We start from the raw sequence: 18829 nt of genomic DNA on the forward strand, positions 1-18829 counted from the left end.
TAAATCGATTATATGGTAAAATCTAGATTAACTTAATCTAATTTTACTTATCTAAAAATTATCAATGCAAAACTATAATGCTAAATCTATTGAAGTCCTTACTGGTTTAGACCCTGTCAAAAAAAGACCAGGAATGTATACTAATACAGAAAATCCAAACCACCTAATCCAAGAAATCATTGATAATAGTGTTGATGAAGTTCTTGCTGGATTTGCTAGCAAAATAAATATCACCTTATACGATGATAACAGTATCGAAGTAGCAGATGATGGTCGTGGCATGCCAGTAGATATTCATCCTGAGCATAAAATGTCTGGTATTGAACTTATTATGACTAAGCTTCATTCTGGCGGTAAATTTAGTAACAAAAACTATATTCATTCTGGCGGCCTTCATGGGGTTGGGGTATCTGTTGTTAATGCTTTATCAACTAAACTTGAAGCAGAGATTAAAAGAGATGGTAATGTTTATCACATAGTCTTTGAAGATGGTTTTAAAACAAAAGATTTAGAAATTATTGATAGTGTTGGTAAGAAAAATACTGGTACAAAGATTAGATTTTGGCCTAACAAAAAATATTTTGATGATATCAAAGTCAACTTTAAGACTCTTAAGAACCTACTTGAAGCAAAAGCGATACTTTGCAAAGCTCTTACAATAAATTATTCAAATGAGATAAAAAAAGAGAAACTCACATGGCATTTTGAAACTGGACTTAAAGGCTATTTTGATCATAAGTTAGCTGCCGGAACACTACCAGCCGAACCATTTATGATTGATAACTTTTCCAATGGCAACTCTTATTTAGATGCTGTATTTTGCTGGTGTGAAGATCCTACTGAAAGTATTAAAAACAGCTATGTAAACCTAATTCCTACACCTCAAGACGGTACACATGTTACCGGGCTTAAAAATGGTGTCTATGATGCAATCAAGGCCTACATTGAGAAAAACTCTCTTGGTGCAAAAAATATCAAAATTACTGCAAATGACTCTTTTGCTCAACTAAACTATGTAATATCAGTAAAAATTACAAATCCCCAATTTGCTGGCCAAACTAAAGAAAAACTTTCTAATAAAGACGTTACTACTTTTGTCACTACAGCTGTTAGAGATTTACTGACTATCTGGCTAAACCAAAATCCCGATGAAGCGCGCCAAATTGTTGAGAATATCAGCAAAGTTGCACAAAAGAGAATTAACGCTGATAAAAAAACTACGCGTAAACGTATAATGAATACAACTATTCGTTTACCAGGTAAGCTTACAGACTGTATTAGTTCTAATATTAACTCTACTGAGCTTTTCATTGTCGAGGGAGATTCTGCTGGAGGTTCTGCCAAACAAGCGCGTGATAAGAACTTTCAAGCTGTATTACCTCTTAAAGGTAAGATTCTTAACAGCTGGGAGCTTGATGCTAATACTATTATGAACTCCCAAGAAATTCATAACATTGCTACAGCAATTGGAGTTGATCCTGATAGTGATGACATTACTGGTCTAAGGTACAATAAGATATGTATCCTTGCAGATGCTGACTCTGATGGATTACACATCGCAACACTACTGTGTGCAATGTTTTTAAAACATTTTAGAAAACTTATTGAGCATGGTCATATCTATATAGCTCAACCTCCTTTATTTAGAATTGATATTGGCAAAAGCACTTTCTATGCTCTTGATGAAAATGAAAGAGATGCTATCTTAGCTAAAAACTCTAAATTACCAGGTAAATTAAATATCATGCGCTTTAAAGGTCTTGGTGAGATGAACCCTACGCAACTGCGTGAATCAGCAATGGATGTATCATCAAGAAGGCTTTTACAACTTACTATCTCTGATGTATACGATGATGCTGAAATGCTAGACATGCTTTTGGCTAAAAAAAGAGCTAAAGATCGTCGTGACTGGCTCGAGAACTATGGTGATAGAGCCGAAGTCGAATAAGCCAATTCGCTCCTTTTTTAAATTATAATATTATTCAGCTGCTTTTATCAACCCATAATTTAATCCCTACCATATAATCCTAGTCCACTCAAAACAATTGCCTGGATCAGTTTTTCTGTGTGGCGCGATATCTTGATGACCGGTAATATTTATCAATGTTGGATATGCCTTTCTAAGATCTTTTAATAAAGTATTCAAGCTAACATACTGTTGCTCAGTATAAGCTGTTTTATCAGTACCCTCTAGCTCAATTCCTATAGAAAAGTCATTACATCCTTGTCTACCTTGAAACTCACTTACTCCTGCATGCCAGGCTCTATCATCAACTGAAACAAATTGCACAATTTCACCATCGCGTTTTATGTAAAAATGGGCAGAAACTTCGACGCTTTTAAGACTTGCAAAACTCTGATGCAGATTACAATCTAATTGGTTGGTAAATAATTTCTCAACGTTATAATTACCGTATTGTCCTTCAGGTAAACTTATGCAGTGTATTACAACTAAACTAATATCATTTTTATTAGGTCGTTGATTAAAGTTTTGACTCTTAATACATTTAGCTTTTTTGTACCAGCCTTGATTAAACATTTTAGTTTTTAGAAGTTAGTTATGCTAATATTATACTTTATCAACTAATCTGATGTTTTTGAACAAATTTAAATATGAATTGCTTTGATTGTAAACTCGCAAAAAAAACTGTTATATATGGATTTTTAACCCTAATAATTGTAATCCTTAGTTATAATCTATTGGATATCAAAGTTGCGACACTAGTACATACTAGTGATTTCTTTGGTACTGGAATTAGTACAGTAGCAGCTTTAATTTCTAAGATTTTTTCTCCTAAAATCTGGACTGTTATTACAGTTATAGTCACAGTAATGTGCATCTACAAACATATAACAAAAAAACCTTCAGAAAAATTATATATAATGTCGCTATCATTGATAATGACTATTATAATTACAACTATCCTTAAATTTATACTTGCTAGATATAGACCTGCAATGCTGCTGTTTGATAATCACTATGGCTTTCACTTCTTCTCTTTTAAAAGAGCTTATAACTCTATGCCATCAGGTCATACTGCAATAACTTTTGCTGGCTTATTAGCAGTAGCTAACTTTTTTGACAAAAAATATATAACCTTAATAGCTATAATAATTAGCTGTTTAGTTGCAGTAAGTAGGTTTATTATATTAGAACATTTTATTTCTGATGTTATTATCGCTGCCTATATAGGAATATTTACATATTTATGGTCCAAGGCATTTGTTGAAAGTAGAATAATTACTACTCTAGATAATCCTTAAAACAAGTCAGAGCCTTGCGGTAAACATCCTGTTTGAAATAAACCACATGATTGATTGGGTACCAATAACTTACCCAACGCCAATTATCAAATTCAGGTGAATCATTAGCATCTAAATCGATATTACTTTCGGAAGTCTTTAACCTTAATAGAAACCATTTTTGTTTTTGACCAATACATATAGGTTCTCTAGTTCTAACTAATGAATCAGGAATATTATATTTATACCAATCTCGTGTTGAGGCAATTACTTCAACATCTTGAGGGCGCAAGCCAATCTCTTCATGCAGTTCTCGATACATTGCCTGCAGAGGCGTTTCTCCAGCAACTACACCACCTTGAGGAAACTGCCAAGATGTTCGATTTCTTCTCTGCCCCCAAAATACTCTATTTTGCTTATTAAGTAAAACTATCGCTACATTTGCTCGATACCCACTTTTATCTATCATTACTCAAAGAAAACTTTCTTCTAACTAATTATTTATTCTAAACTAATTCCTCTTGGTTTTATATTGCATTTATAAAAGATATTAAAAAATAACTAAAAGTTTTATTTTGCGGAGAATATCAGCTATTATGAGTTTAAATGATAAATTATTAAAAAATAATAGCGATAGTGAAAGAGTTAATAAAAGATTTGCGAAATTTACCAAACCAGATTATTTATAGCATAATTGTATTGTTTTCTCTGTTTGTTGTAATCTATGCCTACTTCATTTTATCTTGGAGTATTGGTATGGATACAGAACTTGCAACCTATGGCCTAGGAAATAGTGAATATTTATATCCTTTACATATCCAGTACTTTCTTTTAGACAGACCTATTCTAGCAATTATAACTTATGTATTAGGTCAAGTTGCTATTCCATATTTTACTTTACTGTTAAGTATGTTGTTACTATTTGTATCGGGAATTATTTGGATTGTTATTCTTCATGAGAAAAAATTCTCTATAATCGAAACTTCGGTTTTTTGTAGTTTTTACCTTGTCTCACCTATTTATATATTTCAATTTAATTTTATTAATCAAGCAATTGGTATCGGTATAGGGTTTGTATTAACAACATTAGCTATATATCATTTCTTACTTATACTTAATCATAACTGTGAGAAATTTAAAAACTACCTAGCATCTATAGCTTATTTATTTTTATCTATTGGAATATATCAATCGTTTATAATACTCTTTATAGAAGGAGTTATTTTTTTACTGGTTCTCGAACTATTTAATCATATAAGACCTAGCTTAAGAGATATTACTCATATTTTAACAAAAATTTTCTTTGTCTCTTTAATTGCGCTTATCAGCTATTTCTTAATATCTAAATTAATTTATATTTTTATTGGTCAATCCCATTATCTATCTAATGTTTACGAAGGCTGGTATAGTGATCGTTTTTACCAAGTAGTAAAACAACTAGCACTTTACTTTGCTAATATTCTAATATCTCCTTTTAATTTTACATATATGTTAGCAGTGGCATTACTTATCTGCTTTTTTAGAAAATTTTCTTTCATCATAATACTAGCTTTATTAGGATGTTTAGCATTACCATTTGCTTTTGCGGTGGTTTTAGGTGCTCCAATACCACTTAGAATACTATTTCCAATCCCTTTAAGTATAGCTATAGTTATGCTTTTACTCTTTAGAACATCTTCTAAAAAAAAGATATTTATCACTATAGCTTGTTTATGTTTATTTGTTAACTTTAAACAAATCTGCCAACTAACATATAGTCAAACTATGGCGCAAAAATATAATGAATATAATCTAGAACACATATATTCTACCCTACATAATAAATTCGGTAATAAACTCTATCACACCCCTGTTGTTTTTATCGCTAGCCCAAAAGCTAATGATAGCTTTTATATAAAGCACATTTATTCTCAGCCTTTTTACTTTAACACTAATGAAGATTTTCTAAGTAATATTTTCCCTGATAAGATGTGGCAAACAAGCAGTATAAATCATCGTGTATATTACTTTATGCAATGGCTTGGTTTATTCTATAAACTACCAACTGAGCAACAAATTGAGCTTGGAAGGCAAATCAGCCCTTCACTACCAATCTTTCCAGAAAAAGGTTCTATAACTAAAAAAGATAATATTATTTTTGTAAAACTAAGCGCCTAAGCTATTAAAAGCATAATTACGTTTTGATATCATTTTGATAAATTTTTATTAAAACTTAAAATACAGATAAAAGTAGTATACTGATTTTATACACAGCTAGCTATATATGCTCTTGTTTGAGCTTTAAATTTTTTAAAATCTTTGAAATTATATTCAGCAATATTTTTTAGGAAAAACGAACACATTCTCAAAAACAATATAATTAACTTTTTACATCGCTTGTTTTATTGAGTCAAGATACAGCTAACTACATATAAAAATGTCATGCTGAATTTATTTCAGCATCTCACTATAAGTATTGATTTTATTGAGATCCTGAAACGAGTTCAAGATGAAAGAATATACTACTTTTATGCCTAGTAGGCTATATTGTGCAAAACGCGTGCTTATAAAAAATACTTTAAATTCTCTCTTATCAAGACATAGTAATAGAAATCTAGCGTTAATTTTATTGGCATCGCTTTTGTGCTTGAAGTTAATTGATATTAAATACAATGATTCTCATCTTGTGGAAAACCACCTTGTTTAAACGGATAATAAGAGTTTAGGGATGTCTCAGTCATACCAAGCACTATTACATAATCTTGTAGTAATGATTATTGTGCTTTGATTATTCTTTTAGCTTCCTCAAGAAATAGCCTAAACTCATTTTCATGAGTCTTTCATAATAACTAATAACTTGTTGTTGTGTCATAAAACTATTTTAGACCTAATTCCTTAAGTCTTTCGTTAAGAAATATCTCTGCTCTTGGATATTTATCGGAGAGATAAACATCTGACTTAGGATGTATAAAGCATGGTGTCGAAATCCTATCAAGATTTTCCTTTTCATCTTCAGGCTTAACAACCCTATGCTTAGTGGCTATATATTCTCCATTTGTCATTTCTTGAAGCATATCACCGATATTAACAATTATAGATTCACTATCACAAGGTACATCATACCATTGATTATTAAATGGTGATAATACTTGTAAACCTGGTGAAGATGCTATTGGTAACAATGTGATAAGATTAATGTCCTCATGTGCAGCTGCTCTAACTGCACCTGGTTCTTCATCACCTTGTATAGCTGGATAGTGTAATATCCTAAGTAAGGTATTTTCATAAGATGCTGTATCTCTTAATCTTTGTGGTAACTTGCTTGCTAATGCAGGATCCATATGATCATCAATCCACTGTAGAAGCGTTTCACCAAGCTTCATCATTTTCTCAAACATCTCTCTAGCAGCACTACTGATTTCTGTTGGATATCTACCATTTGGAAAATATAAATGATAAAAATGTTTAATGTCTTTTATAGTTTCACCCTTAGCAACTTCTGAGACATCTTTAGGAAAATAACCATCTTGCTTCTCAACATCAAAGATATACTTATCAGCAGCACCTGATTTTAAAAACTCTTGCCATTCTTTATAAACTGTTTGAATTAGATTCCAATCAATCGGATGAGTTCTAAGAACTGCAAAACCAGTTTCTTTTAAAGATCTAGTAAACAATTCAGCCGCATCATCTGCATAATAATCAACGCTAAGAATATTCATTATCACTCCATTATTTTCAATAAAAATTAAATTTTCGGTTATTATTATAACAATAATGCTTTATTGTTGCATTAGCTAGATTTAGTAATTACTGCTAGTTTATGAGTTCAAGCAAAATATGAAGTTTAAAAATAAAGTACTACCAGCAAAGATATTACCCTCTTGGGTGATGCTTTTGGTAAATCTCTTGTAGACGATTTTGAGATATATGTGTATAAATAGTTGTTGTTGAAACATTACTATGACCAAGCAATAACTGTACCGATCTTAAATCAGCACCATGATTTAATAAATGAGTAGCAAATGCGTGTCTTAGGGTATGAGGTGAAATATCAGTATTTATACCTGCAATAAGCGCATAATTTTTGATACGGTGCCAAAATGTCTGGCGTGTTATCCTTTTTGCGTGCTTACTAATAAAAACTGCTTTCTCTTTGAAATTTTTAGATAAGCTCGAGCGAGATTCATTAAAATATTTTTGCAAATACTCTAGCGCATATTCACCTATTGGTACTATGCGCTCTTTTGAGCCCTTACCGATTACTTGAATTACACCAATATTGATATCTATATCACCTATATTTAACCCAACTAATTCACTTACACGCAAACCGGTGGCGTACATCAACTCAAGCATTGCCTTATCGCGAATACCGACATCCTCTGTCATATCAGGAGCTTGAAGCAATCTCTCAACATCAGTTTCTGTCATATCTTTCGGCAACTTCTTAGCTACTTTTGGTAATGTTAGCTTAGCTGTAGGATTATTATTAATTTGACCAGTTGAGATAAGCCAGGCATAGAATTTACGCAATGTCGATATCAACCGAGCATTAGAACGGCTACTATAACCATTTTTTGAACGATATGAAATAAACGCATATAGTTGTTCAAAATCTAATCTAATCAAGTCAATTTTTGCGAAATAACTTTGTAAAAATTTAAGATCGGTACGATAAGATGAGATAGTATTTTGGCTTAAGCCATGCTCAAGCCAAAGATTATCAAGAAAAGCATCAACAGCTGAAGACACTTTTTAACAATCCTAGAATTATACTTTTTCTTTAATTCTAGCAGCCTTACCAGTAAGACCTCTCATGTAGTAAAGCTTAGCTCTACGCACATCTGCTCTCTTCTCTACAATGATACTGTCTATTAACGGTGAATGTGCTTGAAAAGTCCTTTCAACACCCATACCTGAAGACATCTTTCTTACTGTGAAAGCAGAGTGAAGACCTCTATTTCTCTTTCTAAGAACGAAACCTTTGAAAGCCTGAATTCTTTGCTTATCACCTTCTTTAATCCATAAATTAACAGTTATAGAATCACCTGGGTTAAATTCTGGAAGGTCAGTTCTTAATTGTGACTTTTCTACTAACTCAACAAATTTATTTTTCATTATTCTTCTCCTTTTGTGCTTACCTTATCCATTTTATAATCATTTATAATTTGCTTATCTTGTGCAGATAGGCATAGGCACTCTATTAAATCTTTACGACGCTCATAAGTCCTTATTAACTTTTGTTTGCGCCTCCATTTAGCTATTTCTTTATGATTACCAGATAACAAAACTTCAGGTACTGCATTACCATTCGGTAAAATAGCTGGCTTTGTATAGTGTGGGTAGTCCAAAAGACCATCATAAAAGGAATCTTCAGTAACAGATTCTTTATTGCCCAACACTTCTGGTAATAGCCTAATTAGGCTATCCATAACTAGCATAGCAGGGAGCTCACCACCACTTAACACGAAATCGCCTACAGAAATTTCTTCATCAACGTAATCTTGTATTAGGCGTTCATCAACCCCTTCGTATCTACCACAAAGTAGTATCAATGAATCATTTTGCAAAAGCTCTAAAGCTTTTTTATGATTAAATATACCACCTTGAGGTGACAAGTATACTACTTTTGCACCACAACCTAAAGTATTTTTTGCATCTTTGATAGCCTCTGCCAAAGGCTCATACTTCATTACCATGCCAGCACCACCACCAAAACTAGTATCATCTACAGTTGCATGCCTATCTGTGGTATAGTCACGCGGATTAAAGCAGTTTATCGATACTTTAGAGACTTTTATAGCTCGTGCAGTAACTCCAAAATCATTTATAGCTTTAAACATTTCTGGAAATATTGATATTATTCCGAATTTCATCTTCTAACATTTAATCTTTCGCTAAACAGTCTTAATTGTAGTTCTTAGAGAAAGCAAACACAAATATTTGAGCAATAAAATAAACTTTTATAGTAAGGAATGCACATTAGCGAATAGCATTTTATAAAATCAATAACTAGAAAATAGAAATGTTTGAGCGAAGTGAGTTTTCTATTTTCATTGATTTTAAAATGAGATAGTGTAGCGCTAGGCGGTTTTGCATACTTTTTCCGCCATGAAAAAAGTATGTCGCTAATACTTTACGCAGTAAGTAGTGAAACCTTATAAAATTATAATAATTGACTAATAATAGTATTCCCAATCAACAACTATTTTTTTAGAATTAAGATCTTCACTAACAATATATTGCTTAACATAAGGAATCAAATATTCACTACCATCTTCTTTACACACCAAAACTTCATTAGCACCAGTTTCGATAATATCTACTACAACACCAAATGAATCATTGTTAGTATTTTTGACACTACAACCAATTAGATCTTTAAAATATGCTTCATCTTCAGTTAGCTTTGGTAATGCTTGCTTTGGCACGCCAATCAGCGAGTTTACATACTTCTTGGCAGTCTCAACATCATTGATATCCGCAAGTTTAATATAAATTTTATCAGCTCTCTTTAGTACACTTTCGCCTTTGAGCTGTTGCCAAATGTTAGTTGCAGGTAGTTGAATATACCAACTACCATAGCTTAGAAGTGTTTCTATTGAATTCGCCAAAGGATATAAGTTAAGCTCACCATCAAGCTTATAAGTAGCACCGATCTTAGCTATTTCTACAAAATCCTGTGACATAGAAAGATAAAATTTATTAAGAAATAAAATAGTATATTAAGCTGCTTTCTTAGCTTCTTTGATTAGGCTAGCTACTCTATCAGAAGGCTGCGCACCTTTTGCCAACCATGCTTCAGCTTTAGCTAGATCAAGCTTTAATCTTTCTTCACCACCTTTAGCTAAAGGATTAAAGAAACCTAATTTTTCGATAAATCTACCATCTCTTGGACTTCTTTTATCAGCAACTACGATTCTATAGAAAGGACGCTTTTTAGCTCCACCACGAGCCATACGAATTACTACCATTTATTATTCTCCGGTTTTGTATTTTAATTTTTAAATTACTAATATTCATTAGCTAAGCTTAGCAGCCATCAACTTAGCAAAAAATTATGCAAAAATTTAATAGCAATACTTTAAAGTCTCTTAGCTAAAATGTCAATAGTTGACTTGATATAAACATAAATATATAATAGCGCAAGTCGCTGTATTTAACAAACAACTTGCTTGCGACATTAAATAATAAGCTAAAGCGTTTCTACCAAATTTTTGCCTAAAAAATTTTCTAGAAGCCTTTTAGCTAAACTAAAAGGAACACAAAATGTCAAAAAATTATCTATTTACTTCTGAGTCTGTATCAGAAGGACATCCAGATAAACTGGCTGATCAAATATCAGATGCAATCTTAGATGAAATTCTAAAACAAGATAAAAATGCTCGTGTAGCATGTGAAACTTTAGTAAAAACTGGTATGGCCTTAGTTGCTGGTGAAATTACCACCTCTGCTTGGGTAGATATTGAAGAGTTAGTAAGAAATGTTATTATAGAAACAGGATATGATAATGCTAATAAAGGTATTGATGGTAGAACTTGCTCTGTAATTAATGCTATTGGTAAACAATCTAGAGATATTGCCCAAGGTGTAGATCGTGGCTCTCCAGAGGATCTTGGTGCTGGTGATCAAGGTTTGATGTTTGGCTTTGCTACAAATGAGACACCTACATTAATGCCATCAGCTATTTACTACTCTCACCTATTGATGAGAAAACAAGCTGAGCTTAGAAAAACTGGTAAACTAGCATGGTTACGTCCTGATGCAAAAGCTCAAGTAACTCTAGCTTACGAGAATGATAAACCTAAATTTATCGATACAATAGTATTATCAACGCAGCATAATGAGTCAATTTCTCAAAAAGAACTACATGATGCGGTGATTGATGAAATTGTTAAGGGAGTTATCCCTGCTGAACTAATTACTAAGGATACCAAATATCACATCAATCCAACTGGAGTCTTCCTAATTGGCGGCCCACAAGGCGATTGTGGCCTTACTGGTAGAAAAATTATTGTCGATACTTATGGTGGTGCTGCTCATCATGGTGGTGGGGCTTTTTCTGGTAAAGACCCTTCTAAAGTCGATCGTTCTGGTGCATATATGGGTAGATATATAGCCAAAAATATTGTCGCTGCGGAATTAGCTGATAAGTGTGAAGTACAAGTAGCTTATGCCATTGGTGTAGCAAAGCCAGTTTCTTTGATGGTTAATACTTTTGGTACTGGTAAAATTGCTGATAATCAAATAGAAAAACTCGTAGCTGAGTTTTTTGATCTTAGAGTTGGTAAGATTATCGAAAATCTCGACCTATTAAGACCAATTTATCGCAAGACTTCTAACTATGGTCACTTTGGACGTGAACTACCAGAGTTTCGTTGGGAAAAAATCGATAAAGCTGACATTCTTAAATCAGCAGCCAAAATATAATAGATTTATTCATTAAATCTTTCACATCATTCTCTTGTGCTTATTACCGAAAATGGCATCGAGTACTTCGATAAGCGACCGTTGATTTATTAAGAAAAAAGTCATTGAGCTTGTTGAAATGTCTTTTACAATCTAATAAAATAAGGCTTCAATTTGTACTAAGCAAGGTTGTTTTTATTATAATAATCTTTAAATAAACCAACTAACTTTATAATTTATTAGTTTAAAGATCTCTAAGAATAAAAAAATAATTTTTTATAGGGCTAATCTACTGATGAGATTAGTAAAAGTATAAAGTTGATATTTAAGCAATAGTACTAGCTTTATTGTATTTTTTCTTAGCCTGGATAAACTCAATTTTTAAATCTTTATATTTTGATTTAATCTCTTTAATGTCAGCTTTAGATAAAACTTTGTCTTTCTTAGCTTTTAAGTACTCTTGCTTAGCGTTATACATATTTTTGACATTTGTAACAAGCTTAGTATACTTCTCTTCGATACCAAGATGGAAAGTTTTGTTTTCCTTAGTTAATGCTTCATCTAACTTAACTTTTGCTTTAGCAATTTCAATTAAGTGTTTAGGTGTCGTCTTAAGATCATAACACCAGCCTAACTTAGATAGTCCAACAATAAACCATTTAGACGGATCTAAATCAAACCATCTAATACCATTTCTATAATCACCAGCAAAAGCATGATGGTAATTATGATAGCCTTCACCACCAGTTACAATAGCTGTAATCCAGCTATCTCTAGCTGTATTTTTCGTAGAATAAGGTCTTTTACCGATTGTATGTGCTAATGAGTTAATGCAGAACGTTGCATGATGCACAAGCACAACCCTTACGAAACCACCTAGCAGTAAACAACCTAATATATGACCAGTAAATACACCAACTAAAGCCGGCAAACCAAAACATGCTAGAATAGCTAAGATAGTGTAATGATTATGCTGGAATACTAGAGCCTTATCTTTTAGAAGATCATTTACACCTCTGATTTCTTGGACATCAGGACTACTATGCCTTAGTAGCCAGCCAAAATGAGAAAACCAGAAGCCACGTGTAGCAGCATATGGATCTTTGACAGGATCATCAACATCTTTATGATGTTTTCTATGGTCTGAAGCCCACTGAATCACACTATTTTGTAGTGCTGCAGTACCAAAAACTAAAAGTATGTAGCTAACGATCTTGTTTGCCTTATAAGTTTTATGCGACCATAACCTATGATACCCCATTGTAATACCAATACCTGTTAGAGCATAAAAAACGACTAAACAGACATAGTCAGAAGTCGTAAAACCATAAGTCATAGCATACCAAGGTACTGCTATCAAAGTAAATAGCGGAATAATTATTAGCCCGAAAACACTTTTCCAGACTATGCTACCTTCTTTTTCTATGGTTTGGTGTATTATTTGATTATTATTCATTTGGAACCTTTGTAACCCTTTTTTGAATTGATCCACTTTATATGGATATGGAAAATTTATTTACACTTTAATAATAGCACATCACAGTTTTTTTTGATAGTACTTTATACAAAGTCTAGATTGTCGATCTTGCTTTGACATTAATCTCTAGGCTAGAATCCTTAAAACCATTTACATATCTATATGCCCCTGCCAGAGCAATCATTGCACCATTATCTGTACAATATTTCATTGGTGGAAAAAATATTTGATAGCCTTTATTTATAGCTAATAAACCTAAGCGCTGACGTAACAGTTTATTAGCACTGACTCCACCTGAAATAACCAACCTTGTATTTTTGGTTTTTTGTAACGCTTTGGCACATTTAGAGACTAAGACATCTATAGCTGCATCTTGGAAAGCATAGCATAGATTTGCCTTATTATCTAATGACCGATCTTGCTCATCATACCAAGTATTTAGAACTGCTGTCTTTAAACCACTAAAACTAAAATCCAGATTGGGCTTGCTTTTCATTGGTCTTGGCAGTGTATACTTAGCCTTATCAGTTGCTTGACCAGCTAAATTTGCCACCTCAACTCCACCAGGATAACCTATACCTAAGAGCTTAGCTGTTTTATCAAACGCTTCGCCTACTGCATCATCAATAGATTCACCTAATAGACTATACTCACCAAACTCTTTTACTTCAAATAGTTGTGTATGACCCCCAGAGACTAGCAAAGCTGCAAAAGGATATTTTATATCACTATTTTGGTCTAATAATGGTGATAGTAAATGGCCCTCTAGATGGTGCACCGCAATGGTATCAATACCATGGATTAAACCTAATGTTTTGGCAAATGTAGCACCCACCATCAATGCCCCAACTAAGCCAGGCATCGCAGTATATGCTATACAATCAATATCTTTAAAGCTAAGATCAGTTTCTTTGAATATCTTCTTAGCTAAAACATTAAGCTTAGCAATATGCTCGCGTGAAGCAAGCTCAGGAACAACACCACCATATTTCTTATGTAATTTGACTTGACTGTATAAAGCATCAGCTATCAAAGTCTTTGTTGAATAATCATATATAGCTAACCCTGTCTCATCACATGAACTTTCAATACCAAGTACTAGCATTATTTTTTAGCGCCACCACTTGTTTTAGTTATCTGAATAAACTTAGTTATAAAAGAACCGAGCAATAAACCTAAAACAAAAGCTATAGACATTAAGACAATTAATGGTAACGTAGTAGTACCAAAAATATAATCAAAGCTTACTTTATCAGTATTTAATATTGATAATATAACTATTAGTATTATTAAAATTCCAAAGAATATTTGCCAGAAGAGCTTTGCTAACATATTAAACATTTACCACAATTATTAATACTAGATTATGCTCTTTATTATAATTTAAATTAATTGAATAATAAAATTTTATTTGAATTGAAAAATTGAGAAAATAACTAAAAATTAGAAATCTAAAGACTCAAGAGCGTTTCTTAGTGACTCTTCAATATCTTCATTAATATCTTTATCTTCTTTTTCAGATTGGATACTGTCAAAAGAAATTTCTTCAGGCTTAAAAGATGATAAATCAGTAAACATCATATTATCCTCAACCCCTAGCTCTTCACGCATTTTTTCAATTTTAGATGACTCTTTTCTTACTGCTAGGCCAGTACCTGTTGGTATTAATCTACCGATAAGAACATTTTCTTTAAGTCCTCTTAAATTATCAACCTGCGAATTTATCGAAGCCTCAGTAAGTACTCTTGTTGTTTCTTGGAAAGAAGCAGCTGACAAGAATGACTCTGTAGATAAAGAAGAACGTGTAATACCCATTAAGACAAGCTCATACTCCACTTCTTTTTTACCTTGTTTACGCAATTTATCATTCTCTTCAAGTATCCTTACTAGCTCAACATTCTCTTCTTTAACAAACTTACTATCACCTTCATCAAGAACCACAGCTTTTCTCAACATTTGTCTTACAATTGTCTCAATATGCTTATCATTGATCACAACACCCTGCATACGATATACAGACTGTGCTTCAATAAGGATATAATCAGCAAATTCCTCAAGGCCTTTGTACTTAAGAAGATCATGTGGATCAGTAGGCCCATCAGCTAAAACATCACCTTTAGAAACTTGTTCACCGTCAAAGACTACTAAATGACGAGACTTAGGTAGTAATATTTCTTCCACAATATGACCATTCTTATCTATAATTTCAATTCTCTGCTTCTCTTTAGTGTCTCTGTTTCCAAGTCTAACCATACCATCACATGGAGAAAGTATTGCTGCATCTTTAGGACGTCTAGCTTCAAAAAGTTCAGCAACACGCGGAAGACCCCCAGTAATATCCTTATTCTTAGAACCTTCTAAAGGAATCTTGGCAACGACATCACCAACTTCTAGCTTAGAGTCATCAGCAACATTTAACACCGCACCAACTGCTAGAGGTATTGTTTTAAGCTCATTACCTTTTTCATCAACAACCTTAACTACTGGTTTTAAGTTTTTAGATGTTGTTCTTTGTGATATCGAAGTTATCTCAATAGTTTGTTGACCAGTTAGATCATCATAAGTATGCTTAGATGTTATACCATCTATGACATCTTCAAGAACAACTTTACCAGCTACATCTGTAATTAATGGCTGTGCATGCGGATCCCATGTAGCAATCACATCACCAATCTCTACATTTTTACCACTAGCTAGAGGAACAACTGCACCCATAGGAATCTTATGCTGCTCCCTTACTCTACCCATAGTATCAGAAACAATGATCTCACCTGCTCTTGATATAACAATTTCTTGACCTTCTTTATTGGTTACAGTTCTAATATTCTTAAACTTAATCTTACCAGCAGTCTTAACTTTGATGTCAGAAACTGTAATACCTAGAGACGCAGCACCACCTGTGTGGAATGTTCTCATTGTTAACTGTGTTCCTGGCTCACCAATTGATTGTGCTGCAATCACACCGACAGACTCACCAACATTGACCTTTCTCTCACGAGCCAGGTCACGACCATAACACTTAGCACACAACCCTCTACGCGTTTTACAAGTTATTGGTGATCTGACCTTGATCATATCAATGCCGTTATCATCAAGTAACTCAACAAGATTTTCATCTAATAGAGTACCTGCTTCGAGTAATATAACTCCTTTTTCAGTAACAACATCTGCTGCTAAAGTTCTTCCTAAAGCACGCTCTACAAGAGCAACTTTGACTTCACCATCTTCAACGATAGCTGAGAACATTAGACCATCATCAGTGCCACAGTCTTCTTCAATAACAACTAAATCTTGAGCCACATCAACTAGTCTACGCGTTAGATAACCTGCGTTAGCTGTCTTAAGAGCTGTATCAGCTAGACCTTTACGCGCACCGTGTGTAGATGTAAAGTATTGCAATACTGACAGACCTTCTCTAAAGTTTGCCGTAATCGCAGTCTCAATCATCGTACCATCTGGTTTTGCCATTAGACCACGCATACCAGCTAATTGTCTCATCTGATTATAAGAACCCCTCGCACCAGATTTAGCCATCATATAAACTGAGTTAAATGACTCTATTTCTTTTGTCTCACCATTAACAGTAATTGTATCTTTAGATATAGCATCCATCATCGAAGCTCCAACGTCATCAGAGGTCTTGCTCCAAATATTAATGATATTATTATATCTTTCATTTTCAGTAATTAATGAGGACTGATACTGTTCCGTAATGTGCTTAACTTCTTTTTCTGCTTCCTCAATCTTAGCTTCTTTAGTATCAGGGATAGTCATATCATCAACACCAACAGATACACCAGATAAAGTTGAATATTTAAAACCTGCATACATCAATTTATCAGCTAAAACTACCGTAGCCTTACCACCTAACACTCTAAATGCCTGGTTAATAATTTTAGAAATTTCTTTCTTAACTAACACTTTGTTTAGTAAGGAGAAAGATAATCCTTCAGGTAATATATTTAGTAGAAGGGCTCTACCAACAGTAGTATTGACTACTCCTTTCTCATTATAAGTGTTACTCTTAGTATCAAATACTTGTCTATCTATTCTTAGTTTAATCTTAGCATGGATATCTATATTACCTGAGTTATAAGCTCTACTTACATCTTCATAACTAGAGAATAATTTACCCTCGCCAAGCGCCCCTTCTTTTTCTCTAGTGATATAGTATAGACCTAATACAATATCTTGAGTAGGAGTAATAATAGGTTGACCAGATGCAGGTGATAAGATGTTATTTGTTGACATCATCAGCACTCTAGCTTCTAGTTGAGACTCAACCGTTAAAGGTACGTGAACAGCCATTTGATCACCATCGAAGTCAGCGTTAAACGCCGCACAAACTAGTGGATGTAACTGTATAGCTTTACCTTCAATAAGCTTAGGCTCAAACGCTTGAATACCTAATCTATGTAGTGTAGGAGCACGGTTTAGCAGTACTGGATGCTCATTAATTACAATCTCTAAAATATCCCATACCACTGCTTCTTCAAGCTCAACCATTCTCTTGGCCTGTTTGATAGTCGTTGCATGACCGCCTAATCTTAGCTTAGAGTATACAAATGGCTTAAATAACTCTAGTGCCATCTTCTTAGGTAAACCGCACTCATGTAGTCTAAGCGATGGGCCTACTGTAATCACCGAACGACCAGAGTAATCAACACGCTTACCTAATAAGTTTTGACGGAAACGGCCTTGCTTACCTTTAATCATATCTGCTAATGATTTAAGAGGTCTTTTGTTAGAGCCTGTTACTGCTCTACCACGTCTACCATTGTCTAATAAAGCATCAACTGCTTCCTGTAACATTCTCTTTTCATTTCTGACAATGATATCAGGAGCATTTAGATCTAATAGCTTTTTAAGTCTATTGTTTCTATTAATTACTCTACGATATAAATCATTAAGATCAGAAGTAGCAAACCTACCACCCTCGATCGGCACCAATGGTCTTAAATCTGGTGGCAATACTGGTAATACGGTCATCACCATCCACTCAGGCTTATTACCAGAAGCTTGAAAAGTCTCAAGAAGTCTTAATCTCTTGATAGCTTTTTCTTTCTTAGCTGTAGATTTACTTTCTTCATACTCAGCTTGAAGTAACTCAATCTCTGACTCAATATCAGTATCTGCCAATAAATCTCTAATAGCTTCAGCACCCATAGAAGCTTCAAACTCATAGCCATAATTCTCTAGTGCTTCTGTATACTCTTCATCTGTAAGAAGTTGTTTTTTTTCTAATGGAGTCATACCCGGATCAGTAACTATATAAGTCTCAAAGTACAAAACCTTCTCAACATTCTTTAATGGCATATCTAAGAATAAACCAATTCTAGAAGGTAAAGACTTCAGATACCAAATATGCACAACAGGACATACTAAATCAATATGCCCCATTCTTTCTCTTCTTACTTTAGCTTGTTCTACTTCAACACCACAACGCTCACATACTACGCCACGGTGCTTAAGTCTTTTGTACTTACCACATAAACATTCATAGTCTTTTATCGGGCCGAATATCTTAGCACAGAATAAACCATCTCTTTCGGGTTTAAATGTTCTATAGTTTATAGTTTCTGGTTTTTTAACTTCACCATGAGACCATGAACGAATAACCTCAGGAGATGCTAGAGATATTTTAATAATATCAAACTTTTTACTATTGTAATTTTGATGTAGGATACCGTTATTCACAGGTAATTCTCCTATACTTTT

16 protein-coding genes are annotated in these 18829 nt (G+C 33.5%); 4 read left to right on the forward strand and 12 right to left on the reverse strand.

The window, feature by feature from the left end; all coding sequences use genetic code 11:
* The first annotated feature begins 64 nt into the window (after nucleotides 1–64).
* On the forward strand, nucleotides 65–1948 hold the full coding sequence (gene parE / locus CGC45_RS07750) for a DNA topoisomerase IV subunit B (RefSeq protein WP_071629727.1): 1884 nt from the start codon (nucleotides 65–67) through the stop codon (nucleotides 1946–1948).
* 66 nt (nucleotides 1949–2014) lie between these two features.
* Here the strand turns inward: parE and ampD are convergent, their stop codons facing one another.
* Entirely contained in the window at nucleotides 2015–2539 is a 525-nt protein-coding gene (gene ampD / locus CGC45_RS07755; RefSeq protein ID WP_071629728.1) for a 1,6-anhydro-N-acetylmuramyl-L-alanine amidase AmpD, read from the reverse strand.
* A gap of 74 nt (nucleotides 2540–2613) precedes the next feature.
* On the opposite strand from ampD, the gene CGC45_RS07760 reads away from it, so the two are divergent.
* The gene (locus tag CGC45_RS07760; RefSeq protein ID WP_071629729.1) at nucleotides 2614–3264 is read left to right on the forward strand and encodes a phosphatase PAP2 family protein; all 651 of its coding nucleotides are present in this window, start codon (nucleotides 2614–2616) and stop codon (nucleotides 3262–3264) included.
* On the opposite strand, the gene CGC45_RS07765 is transcribed toward CGC45_RS07760, so the two are convergent.
* Nucleotides 3245–3712 (reverse strand): RNA pyrophosphohydrolase, encoded by a 468-nt coding sequence (locus CGC45_RS07765; RefSeq protein ID WP_071629730.1) that lies wholly within the window; start codon nucleotides 3710–3712, stop codon nucleotides 3245–3247. The genes CGC45_RS07760 and CGC45_RS07765 overlap by 20 nt on opposite strands.
* A gap of 167 nt (nucleotides 3713–3879) precedes the next feature.
* Here CGC45_RS07765 and CGC45_RS07770 point away from each other — a divergent pair, with 167 nt between their 5' ends.
* Nucleotides 3880–5400, forward strand: coding sequence for a glucosyltransferase domain-containing protein (locus tag CGC45_RS07770; protein WP_071629731.1), 1521 nt, complete (start codon nucleotides 3880–3882; stop codon nucleotides 5398–5400).
* 698 nt (nucleotides 5401–6098) lie between these two features.
* Here CGC45_RS07770 and CGC45_RS07775 read toward each other — a convergent pair.
* From CGC45_RS07775 to rpsP, 6 genes are all read right to left on the reverse strand, one after another.
* On the reverse strand, nucleotides 6099–6944 hold the full coding sequence (locus CGC45_RS07775; RefSeq protein ID WP_071629732.1) for a 2OG-Fe(II) oxygenase family protein: 846 nt from the start codon (nucleotides 6942–6944) through the stop codon (nucleotides 6099–6101).
* A 154-nt stretch (nucleotides 6945–7098) separates the two neighbouring features.
* Entirely contained in the window at nucleotides 7099–7977 is an 879-nt protein-coding gene (gene xerD / locus CGC45_RS07780; RefSeq protein WP_071629733.1) for a site-specific tyrosine recombinase XerD, read from the reverse strand.
* Between the two features lie 18 nt (nucleotides 7978–7995).
* A complete protein-coding gene (gene rplS, locus CGC45_RS07785) occupies nucleotides 7996–8343 on the reverse strand; it encodes a 50S ribosomal protein L19 (RefSeq protein ID WP_071629734.1) in 348 nt (115 codons plus the stop codon).
* On the reverse strand, nucleotides 8343–9101 hold the full coding sequence (gene trmD, locus CGC45_RS07790) for a tRNA (guanosine(37)-N1)-methyltransferase TrmD (protein WP_071629735.1): 759 nt from the start codon (nucleotides 9099–9101) through the stop codon (nucleotides 8343–8345). Before trmD ends, rplS begins: the two co-directional genes overlap by 1 nt.
* A gap of 303 nt (nucleotides 9102–9404) precedes the next feature.
* A complete protein-coding gene (gene rimM / locus CGC45_RS07795) occupies nucleotides 9405–9914 on the reverse strand; it encodes a ribosome maturation factor RimM (protein ID WP_071629736.1) in 510 nt (169 codons plus the stop codon).
* 36 nt (nucleotides 9915–9950) lie between these two features.
* Nucleotides 9951–10199, reverse strand: a complete 249-nt coding sequence (gene rpsP / locus CGC45_RS07800; protein ID WP_071629737.1) for a 30S ribosomal protein S16 — start codon at nucleotides 10197–10199, stop codon at nucleotides 9951–9953.
* 295 nt (nucleotides 10200–10494) lie between these two features.
* Here rpsP and metK point away from each other — a divergent pair, with 295 nt between their 5' ends.
* The gene (metK, locus tag CGC45_RS07805; protein WP_071629738.1) at nucleotides 10495–11655 is read left to right on the forward strand and encodes a methionine adenosyltransferase; all 1161 of its coding nucleotides are present in this window, start codon (nucleotides 10495–10497) and stop codon (nucleotides 11653–11655) included.
* A gap of 304 nt (nucleotides 11656–11959) precedes the next feature.
* On the opposite strand, the gene CGC45_RS07810 is transcribed toward metK, so the two are convergent.
* From CGC45_RS07810 to rpoC, 4 genes are all read right to left on the reverse strand, one after another.
* Complete coding sequence (locus CGC45_RS07810) at nucleotides 11960–13090, reverse strand: acyl-CoA desaturase (protein ID WP_071629739.1); 1131 nt, start codon at nucleotides 13088–13090, stop codon at nucleotides 11960–11962.
* 115 nt (nucleotides 13091–13205) lie between these two features.
* Nucleotides 13206–14216: a tRNA (adenosine(37)-N6)-threonylcarbamoyltransferase complex transferase subunit TsaD gene (gene tsaD / locus CGC45_RS07815; protein WP_071629740.1), complete on the reverse strand. Its 1011-nt coding sequence runs from the start codon at nucleotides 14214–14216 to the stop codon at nucleotides 13206–13208.
* Complete coding sequence (locus CGC45_RS07820) at nucleotides 14216–14452, reverse strand: lipopolysaccharide assembly protein LapA domain-containing protein (RefSeq protein ID WP_071629741.1); 237 nt, start codon at nucleotides 14450–14452, stop codon at nucleotides 14216–14218. The genes tsaD and CGC45_RS07820 overlap by 1 nt, the downstream gene beginning before the upstream one ends.
* A 102-nt stretch (nucleotides 14453–14554) precedes the next feature.
* Entirely contained in the window at nucleotides 14555–18808 is a 4254-nt protein-coding gene (gene rpoC / locus CGC45_RS07825) for a DNA-directed RNA polymerase subunit beta' (RefSeq protein ID WP_071629742.1), read from the reverse strand.
* Nucleotides 18809–18829 lie beyond the last annotated feature (21 nt).

The organism is Francisella opportunistica (assembly GCF_003347135.1).
In the GTDB taxonomy this organism is placed as follows: Bacteria; Pseudomonadota; Gammaproteobacteria; order Francisellales; family Francisellaceae; genus Francisella; species Francisella opportunistica.